8 protein-coding genes are annotated in these 8,331 nt (G+C 62.3%); 6 read left to right on the forward strand and 2 right to left on the reverse strand.

Going from position 1 to position 8,331, the window contains the following annotated elements:
- Positions 1-39: 39 nt before the first annotated feature.
- Positions 40-810, reverse strand: a complete 771-nt coding sequence (locus NLI84_RS16285; RefSeq protein ID WP_255991737.1) for a PEP-CTERM sorting domain-containing protein — start codon at positions 808-810, stop codon at positions 40-42.
- A 410-nt stretch (positions 811-1,220) separates the two neighbouring features.
- On the opposite strand from NLI84_RS16285, the gene NLI84_RS16290 reads away from it, so the two are divergent.
- The 5 genes from NLI84_RS16290 to NLI84_RS16310 all read left to right on the forward strand — a co-directional run bounded on the left by NLI84_RS16290 (position 1,221) and on the right by NLI84_RS16310 (position 4,071).
- A complete protein-coding gene (locus NLI84_RS16290) occupies positions 1,221-1,460 on the forward strand; it encodes a hypothetical protein (protein WP_255991738.1) in 240 nt (79 codons plus the stop codon).
- Between the two features lie 721 nt (positions 1,461-2,181).
- Positions 2,182-2,658 (forward strand): SRPBCC family protein, encoded by a 477-nt coding sequence (locus tag NLI84_RS16295; RefSeq protein WP_255991739.1) that lies wholly within the window; start codon positions 2,182-2,184, stop codon positions 2,656-2,658.
- Between the two features lie 9 nt (positions 2,659-2,667).
- Positions 2,668-3,141, forward strand: coding sequence for an SRPBCC family protein (locus NLI84_RS16300; RefSeq protein ID WP_255991740.1), 474 nt, complete (start codon positions 2,668-2,670; stop codon positions 3,139-3,141).
- Positions 3,125-3,502: an ArsR/SmtB family transcription factor gene (locus NLI84_RS16305; RefSeq protein ID WP_255991741.1), complete on the forward strand. Its 378-nt coding sequence runs from the start codon at positions 3,125-3,127 to the stop codon at positions 3,500-3,502. The genes NLI84_RS16300 and NLI84_RS16305 overlap by 17 nt, the downstream gene beginning before the upstream one ends.
- A 47-nt stretch (positions 3,503-3,549) precedes the next feature.
- The gene (locus NLI84_RS16310) at positions 3,550-4,071 is read left to right on the forward strand and encodes a GNAT family N-acetyltransferase (protein ID WP_255991742.1); all 522 of its coding nucleotides are present in this window, start codon (positions 3,550-3,552) and stop codon (positions 4,069-4,071) included.
- Positions 4,072-4,159: 88 nt separating this feature from the next.
- On the opposite strand, the gene NLI84_RS16315 is transcribed toward NLI84_RS16310, so the two are convergent.
- The gene (locus tag NLI84_RS16315; protein ID WP_255991743.1) at positions 4,160-5,065 is read right to left on the reverse strand and encodes a LysR family transcriptional regulator; all 906 of its coding nucleotides are present in this window, start codon (positions 5,063-5,065) and stop codon (positions 4,160-4,162) included.
- A gap of 290 nt (positions 5,066-5,355) precedes the next feature.
- Here NLI84_RS16315 and NLI84_RS16320 point away from each other — a divergent pair, with 290 nt between their 5' ends.
- Entirely contained in the window at positions 5,356-8,286 is a 2,931-nt protein-coding gene (locus NLI84_RS16320) for a glycosyl hydrolase family 18 protein (RefSeq protein ID WP_284699957.1), read from the forward strand.
- The last annotated feature ends 45 nt before the right edge of the window (positions 8,287-8,331 follow it).

The raw sequence follows: 8,331 nt of genomic DNA on the forward strand, positions 1-8,331 counted from the left end.
AAAAACCGCCGGGGAACCGGCGGTTTTTCTTTTGGGCGCTTACTTCGGCTTGCGGCGGCGTGCTGCTATCAACGCGACCAGCCCCAAGCCCATCAACGCATAGGTTTCCGGCTCTGGCACGGGTGCTACCTGCAGGCTGATGCCAAAGCTGTTGACGGTAACGCGGCCAAAACTGCCTGGGTCCACATGTCCGCGGCCTGCAAGATGGCCAAACGAGGAGTTGACGAAGGTCTCGCGATACGAAATCAGGTGCATCGACGTGACGTTGCCCAATGCCGCATCGAAGTAGGAACCATTGTTTTCTCCAGCCCGATTCACCCACGGATGGGGGGGGGCTGCCGGCTGGCTCCGATCTCCTGTAGCGATAATCCAGCTTATGCTTTCCGCATGGCCGGCTTGTTGTTCCGGTGTGATATAGCCGAAGGTTGCACCGTAGCTCCAGGTCTGGACCGTCCCGCGGTTGTCGCCGAACGCGTTCAGTTCGTGCGTAACGTCCTGCCAAGATGTCACGCCGGTAAAGCGTTTTCCTGCCTTGGCTTTGACACTGATATCACCATATGCACTCTCGGTGATGTGCCCGACCCGATCGGAGTCTTCCATCGGCGCGCCAGCGACTTCGATGGCAGGTTGCCCACCCGCGCCGCGAAACTTCAACGTATTGCCGTCCACATAGGCGGTCAGCTGGCTCATCCAGCTGACGGCAGTATCGACATGAAAGACGACGTCGTTCCCTTCGAGCGCAATCAAGGCGGCTTGGGAGGGACCAGCTAAAAGCAGGGCGAGCATAGACAGCGACGTGTTCAGACGCATGGCGTGACCTTTGGCGGAAATATGGAGTCCGGATGTTGATGGTTAGTAATTTTGCCGTCAACATTTGAAAGATGCGTGAACGCAACTGCGTGATGGGTGGCAAGCGCTTAGCTGGGGGACAATCGAACGGGCCGCACCTTCTCTGTGCATACAGCTGCGTTTGGCGGTATATGACTGCTTGCTTCTTGGCGCGAGCCGGACAAGATTGATTCCCTTTGCGAGTGCAAGGTCGTCCAGTGTCGTGCTATGACCAGCCAAACCCGGGTGCTCCCGACTTCGAGCTGCGCGGTGTATTTGATTGTGAACGAAGACTGCAAAAACAGGAGTAAGTCGGGTGATGGTGACTCTTGCCGAATGCTGGAGTCACCCTTGTTGATTGAAAGAGTGGGCGACTTGAAAAAGGGTGTGCAATGGATATTCGAAGTGCAGAAGCCATCAATGAATTGATGCTGGATTTTTCGAAACGGCTAAGCGATTCTCTTGAAGGGTTGGCTGAAATGGCGGATGTCGAAAGCTTCAAAAGCTATCGTGCTTCGGTTGGAAAGGTATTGGAGATCGTTCTATTTGAGGTGCTGAACCCCATCTACGATCGCTATCCAGAGCTGCTGCCTGAGCAACTCAAGGATCATGGTCAATCTACGGAGTACTGAGGCGGGGCAATGCGTGGAAAAATGATAAAAGTTGTGGTGGCCGTGGTATCGCTGATCCTGCTGGTGCTGTTGGTTTGGGAGGTGGGAGCTAGGCCAAGTAAAGAGGGCTGGGGGGAGATACTACGCAAATACCAGTATCAAGCACGTTCTTGCAATGCCCGGTGCAAACAACCAGAGTGCGGTGCAATTCATTCTGCAGCAGCAGCGTCGTGGATGGTATGACGCAATAAAGATCTCTGACGGGCAGGTTATTGATCCATGGGGGAATCCTTATCTGTTTCAGTGCCGCGGCGCTAGCTGCTGGTTTGACAATTCACCGGAAAGCAAAAGGGAAATTGCCAAAATGGAGCAAGCTCGAGGCAATACGGGCGCGCCATGAACTGGAACGCTTTCCCGTTGTGTGCGGAGCGCGTGGCCAGAATTGGCGCTGATTTGCCAGCGGCCAGACTTCCAGCCCCCGGATGGCTTCAGGGCGCGAGCAATGTTGCTGTGGCACAGCATGCCGCACAAGAGCTTTAAAGGAGAGAGGGGGCAACGAGGACTACGGCTGTGTGATCAGTGCACCGGATGGCGCTCGTCGGCGACCTCAGCCAGAGGCCTCTGCAGTTGACATAGAAGTTGACGATCTTCGCAGCTCACAAAATGCAACTTTTTTGTTGCCATTTGTGTTGGGGTGGCGCATGCTTAATATGCAGCCATATTGTTGCAATAGGAGCATGCCATGAACCACTATCAGCAAACCCTCTCCGTGGCGGCCGATCCGGCTGCCGTTTATGCGGCGCTCACCACGAAAGCCGGGCTGCAGGGCTGGTGGACGCAGGACTGCGATGTCGATACCCAAGTCGGTGGCACCGTGAAGTTTCGTTTTGGCCAGCACTACAAGCACATGCGCATCGAGGCGCTCTCACCGGGGCGGGAGGTGCGCTGGCTGTGCACGGTGGCGCATATCGATGTCAACCGTTTCCAGCACAAGGATGAATGGGTGGGCACGCAGCTGGTGTTCCACCTGACGCCTTCGGTCGAGGGCGGAACGCGGCTGGAATTCGAGCATGTCGGCCTCGTGCCCTCGTTCGAGTGCTACGATTTGTGCCAGAACGGCTGGCAGCATTTCATGGGCAGCCTGCAGCACTATGTCGAGACTGGCGTCGGGGAGCCGTTCCGCCCGGCCGAGACCTGCCTGGCCAGTGCCGCTGCGTAAGGAGAGAGCATGACGACCGAAGCACAACAGACCGACCGTATCGAGCGCAGCATCGTGATCAATGCCTCGCGCGACAAGGTGTGGCGCTCACTCACGCACGCCGAGACCTTCGGCACCTGGTTTGGCGCAGAGCTTGCCGGCCAGGCGTTCGAGCCGGGGCGCCGTGTGCGCGGGCGGGTCTTCAAGTGTGGTTTCGAGCATGTGTTCTTCGATGTGGTGGTCGAGCGTATCGAGCCGCAGCAGCGGTTTTCCTTTCACTGGCATCCGTACCCGGTCGACCCGAAGGTCGACTACACGCTGGAGCAGCCCACCCGCGTGGAGTTCACGCTCGCCGATGCGCCGGACAACGCCACGCTCTTGAAGGTGGTTGAATCGGGTTTTGATGGCGTGCCGCCGCACCGGCGCTTCGAGGCGTTCCGCATGAACAACCAGGGCTGGCAGGCGCAACTGCAGAACATCACCAACTATGTCCAACAGCAATAGCTCCAACGGGCAGGCAGGGTTTACCCTGCCTGCCTTTGCCGAATCCGGCGACGCGCTGGCGCGCATCTTCGCCGCGCTGGGCGATCCGATCCGCCTCAAGCTCGTCGCCATCCTGTGCGCCGGCGGTGCTTTTTCCATCACCCAGCTCACCACCAGCACCGACATTACCCGCCAGGGCGTGACCAAGCACCTGCAAGTGCTGGCGGAGGCCGGCGTGGTGCGCGACGTGAAGGTGGGGCGCGAGCGTTTGTGGCAGCTCGATCCGGCGCAGGTGGCGCTGGCACGGCAAACGCTGGAGGCGATCGGCCGCGAATGGGACGTGGCGCTCGCCAAGCTCAAGGCCTTTGTCGAAGCGCCCTGAGCTACTCCGTATTTCCGCCTGCCCCTTCCCGGTCCATGCCCGTACCCATGCCTTTCTCGCTGCGCCTGGCCTCGTCCTGCGACCATGAAGCAGCACCTACGCTGGCCGCGCTATCGCTGCAAGTCTGGCTCGATACCTATGCCGCGGCCGGCATCCGGTCCGCGCTGGCGAAATACGCGCTGGAGGAATTCACCGAGCAACGCTTCCAGGCATGCCTGGCTGATCCGGGCATACGGCTGCTGCTCGCCGAGTGCGATGGACATTTGCTGGGGTACGCGCGGCTCGATCTGGCAGCAACCTGCCCCGTTGCGGGCGTGGAGGGCGTGGAACTGGCCACCTTGTATGTGCAACGACATGCCGCCGGGCAAGGCATAGGCAGCGCTTTGCTGGCACAGGCGGAACAACAGGCCCGTTCGCTCACGGGCATCGGCCGGATGTGGCTGACGGTATACGCCGGCAACGAGCGCGCACGCACTTTCTACGCGCGGCAGGGCTGGCGGGATATCGGCAGCACCGACTTTGTGATCGATGGCGAGTGCCACCCCAACCGGGTTCTGGCCTGGCCGTAGCCCGTTCTGGAATCTACGCCGGTTGCGGCCGGTAGATAACAGCGCGATGTCATCACCCCCGAGGCCCACGGTGCCAAGCGCTGCGCGATCAGGCTGTGACGGTAGGTGCAGGGGCGGGATCGCGCACGCTATGTTCCCGAGTCAGCGCGACGAAGTTCTGGATCAGCGGGCTGTCGTTGCCAGCCAGCCAGGCAGCACCCACCTGCCAGTGTGCACCGCGGCCGGTCAGGGGGATCAGGCGTACGCCCGGGCCGGCGATGCGCTGGGCGGTGAGCGGCACGATGGCGGCGCCGATGCCGGCGGCGACCAGCGACATTACCGTCTGGATGTCGCCGGCGCGTTGGATCACATGCGGGGTGAACTGGCGTGCGGCGCAATAGCGCATCGCCTGGTCGACCAGGCCCGCGCCGCGGTGATGCGCCAGCTGCACGAAGGGCGCATCGTGCATGGCGGTGAGCCCCGCCTTGCCGCGTGCCCAGCTCGCTTCCACCGGCAGCGCCAGCGCCAGCTGGTCGTCGACGACGGCGATCCAGTCGAACTCGTGGCTGACCGGCAGGCGCACGAAACCGATGTCGAGCTCGCCGGCGCGCAACAGGTTGAGCTGCACGGCGCTGGGCATGTCTTCCAGAGTGAGTTCCACGTCCGGATAGCGCTCGCGAAAGAGCGACAACAGCCGGGGCGCAACTTCCTGCGTCGATAGCCCGAAACCCAGCGTCAGCCTGCCGATGCGGCCCGCCGCCATCCGTCTGCCGCTCTGCTGCAGTTGGTCGGCGTCGGCCACCAGCTTTTGTGCCTGGCCGTGCATGAAGCGGCCCAGCGGGGTGAGTTCGGCACCGTGCCGGCCGCGATGGAACAGCACGCCGCCCAGATCGGCTTCCAGCAACTGAATTTGCTTGCTGAGTGCGGGTTGCGACACGCCCAGCGCCTGCGCGGCCTCACCGTAGTTGAGGTAGCGCGCGAGCACAGTGAAGCTGCGCAGCAGGCGAATTTCCATTCTTTTTGGTTATCGATCGAGTGGGTTTGCTTATTTTACGAGCGACTTTGCCATTGTTGTAATCGCGGCAGCCCCCGGCCAGCCAGGCGTGGGGGCAGGTGCGATGGAAGGAGCACCCGTGTCGCAGCGGCGGCACGCAACCCCGACAAGGCCTGTAGCGGCATGCATATCTCGCCATATGCGTTGTGCCCTGCAATAAAGGCCAGGAGTTGCCCACGCCGCTGTCGCCATGCTGCTTCGACTGTTCGTACGCACACCTACACAACACCATAGTCACAGGATGGAAGACCATGTTGAAGCACTCCCAGGCGCCCGTGGGCGCCAAGCCCGCGTTCGCGTTGAAAACGCTGAGCGCGGCGCTGCTGCTGGCATCGAGCTTTGCCAGCGCCACCGAAATCGCCCCCTACTTCGAGATGTGGTACGGCGGCGACAGCAGTTACCCGGCCCCCACCCTCGCCTCGGCCCAGCAGCAGCTCGGCCTCAAGAGCGTGACGCTGGCGTTCACCATCGCCAGCAACGGCCAGTGCAAGATCTCCAATGATGGCGGCGGCAATGATCTGCTGAACGGCGCGATGAAGGGCGATATCGCCAGCTTCCGCCAGGCAGGCGGTCGCGTGATCATGTCGTTCGGCGGCGCCGCCGGTACTTATATCGAAGCCGTGTGTTCGGTCGACCAGATGGTCAGCCTGATCGAAGGCATGATCCTCAACCACGGCATCCGCGCGCTCGATTTTGACGTGGAAGGCGGCCAGCTCTCCAACACCACGCTGAACAACACCCGTAATGCGGCGCTGAAGGCGCTGCAGGCCAAGTACCCGGATCTGTATGTATCGTTCACGCTGCCGGTGCTGCCCACGGGCCTCACCAGCCCCGGCGTGGCGGTGGTACGTTCGGCCGCCGAGGCCGGCGTGCGCGTCGATCTCGTCAACGTGATGGCGATGGATTACGGCTCCGGCATCTCCGGCGGCAAGAAGATGGGCGATCTGGCGGTGCAGGCGGCGCAGTCGCTGTTTAACCAGATCAAGCCGATCTTCCCGACCAAGACCGATGCCGAACTGTGGTCCATGGTCGGCGTGACGCCGATGATCGGCCAGAACGACGTGCAGGGCGAAGTCTTCACCCTGGCCGATGCACAGACGTTGACCGACTTCGCCAAGCAGAAGGGCCTCGGCCTCATCGCATGGTGGTCGTTCCAGCGCGACCGCATCGGCTCGGGCAACTATGGTGCCTACAGCCTCGTCAACAAGGCCAACTTCGATTTCTACAACATCTTCAAGGCAGCCGGTACGCCGGGCAGCTCGCCGACGCCCGTGACGCCGTCGCCGGTCACCCCGACCCCGGTCACACCGGCTCCTGTGACGCCAACTCCGGTTGCCGGCCAGTATCCGGAATGGAGCTCAGGCGCCGTCTATACCGGTGGCCAGCGCGTCACCTATCAGGGCGCAGTGTACGAAGCCAAGTGGTGGACCCAGGGCGACAACCCGGCCCAGGCTGGTGAATGGGGCGTGTGGAAGAAGATCGGCGGCGCACCTTCGCCGGTGACCCCAGCCCCCGTCACCCCGGCTCCAGTGACTCCGGCCCCTGTTACGCCCGTGCCGGTCACCCCGGCCCCTGTCACCCCCGCACCGGTCACTCCGGCGCCTGGCGCCTGCTACACCGCCTGGGCCGAAGGCAAGGCCTACGCCGTTGGCAACCAGGTCACCTACAACAACCGCAATTACCAGGCGCTGGTGGCGCATACCGCCTACGCCGGCACTGGTTGGAACCCGGCTGCGAGCCCTACGCTGTGGAAGGATATCGGTGCTTGCGGTGGCACGCCGGTGACTCCGGCTCCGGTCACGCCCGCACCGGTGACTCCGGCCCCAGTTACCCCAGCGCCAGTGACACCTGTGCCTGTGACCCCGGTTCCGGTGACACCGGTGCCTGTCACGCCTGGCCCGGTGACCCCGGTTCCTGCTGGCGCGCGCCAGACCGGCTCGTACTTCGCGCAATGGGGCGTGTACGGCCGTGGCTATGAAGTGGCTGACATCGTCAGCAGCGGCAGCGCATCGCAGCTCACCTTCATCAACTACGCCTTCGGCAACATCTACCAGAAGAACGGTGGCTACGAATGCGCGGCTGGCATCGACAAGCTGGAATCGGGTGCGACCAACCCAAGCGATCCGTCCGCCGGTACCGGTGGCGACGCCTGGGCCGACTATGGCCGCACCCCAGGCCGTCTGGTCGATCCGAGCAAGCCCTACACGTGGGAATCGCCGTTGGCGGGTAACTTCGGTGAGTTGAAGAACCTGAAGGCCAAGTATCCGCAGCTCAAGGTGTTTATCTCGCTGGGTGGCTGGACCTGGTCCAAGTGGTTCTCGGCTGCCGCCAAGACCGACGCTGGGCGCAAGCAGCTGGTGAGCTCGTGCATCGACGTGTTCATCAAGGGCAACCTGCCAAGCTACAGCGGCCGCGGTGGTCCGGGTTCAGCCAAGGGCGTGTTCGACGGTATCGACATCGACTGGGAATACCCGGGCGTGATCGGCCAGCCGTACAACACCATCGATCCGAACGACAAGCAGAACTTCACGCTGCTGCTGGCCGAGTTCCGCAAGCAGCTCGACGCGCTGAACGACGGTCACAAGTATCTGACCGTGGCGATCGGCTCGGGCAAGGACAAGATCGATCAGACCGAACCGGCCAAGTACAGCCAGTACCTCGACTGGATCAACGTGATGACCTACGACTTCCACGGTGGTTGGGAAGCGACCGGTCCGACCAACTTCCAGTCGCACCTGTACCCGGATCCGGCCGATCCGTCGGTGGGCGTGGCGCGTTCGTACAACATCGATGACGCCATCAACAACCTGATCGCCGCCGGAGCTCCGGCCAGCAAGCTGCTGGTTGGCGTGCCGTTCTACGGCCGTGGCTGGACCGGTGTGACCGCAGGCAGCAGCAATGGCCTGTACCAGCCGGCTACCGGCGCGGGTCGCGGTACCTACGAAGCGGGTATCGAGGACTACAAGGTGCTGAAGAACGCAGCCGGCACCGTGTATGTCCACCCGGTGACCAAGCAGTCGTACAAGTACGACGGCACCAACTGGTGGAGCTACGACACCCCGGCCGTGATCCAGACCAAGATCGACTACGTGAAGGCCAAGGGCCTGGGCGGGGCGTTCAGCTGGTCGCTCGACGGCGATGCCAATGGTGAACTCGCCAAGGTGTTGGGCAACGCCCGCTAAGGTGCTGGCGGCCGGTTGATCCGGCCGCCACATCGCAAGCTGTAG

The organism is Chitinolyticbacter albus (genome assembly GCF_024437655.1).
GTDB classification, from domain to species: Bacteria; Pseudomonadota; Gammaproteobacteria; order Burkholderiales; family Chitinibacteraceae; genus Chitinolyticbacter; species Chitinolyticbacter albus.

What these genes read in the sequence shown, in the direction of transcription:
- NLI84_RS16285 (WP_255991737.1), bottom strand. Translation starts at nt 810, where the DNA reads ATGCGTCTGAACACGTCGCTGTCTATGCTCGCCCTGCTTTTAGCTGGT.
- NLI84_RS16290 (WP_255991738.1), top strand. Translation starts at nt 1,221, where the DNA reads ATGGATATTCGAAGTGCAGAAGCCATCAATGAATTGATGCTGGATTTT.
- NLI84_RS16295 (WP_255991739.1), top strand. Translation starts at nt 2,182, where the DNA reads ATGAACCACTATCAGCAAACCCTCTCCGTGGCGGCCGATCCGGCTGCC.
- NLI84_RS16300 (WP_255991740.1), top strand. Translation starts at nt 2,668, where the DNA reads ATGACGACCGAAGCACAACAGACCGACCGTATCGAGCGCAGCATCGTG.
- NLI84_RS16305 (WP_255991741.1), top strand. Translation starts at nt 3,125, where the DNA reads ATGTCCAACAGCAATAGCTCCAACGGGCAGGCAGGGTTTACCCTGCCT.
- NLI84_RS16310 (WP_255991742.1), top strand. Translation starts at nt 3,550, where the DNA reads ATGCCTTTCTCGCTGCGCCTGGCCTCGTCCTGCGACCATGAAGCAGCA.
- NLI84_RS16315 (WP_255991743.1), bottom strand. Translation starts at nt 5,065, where the DNA reads ATGGAAATTCGCCTGCTGCGCAGCTTCACTGTGCTCGCGCGCTACCTC.
- NLI84_RS16320 (WP_284699957.1), top strand. Translation starts at nt 5,356, where the DNA reads ATGTTGAAGCACTCCCAGGCGCCCGTGGGCGCCAAGCCCGCGTTCGCG.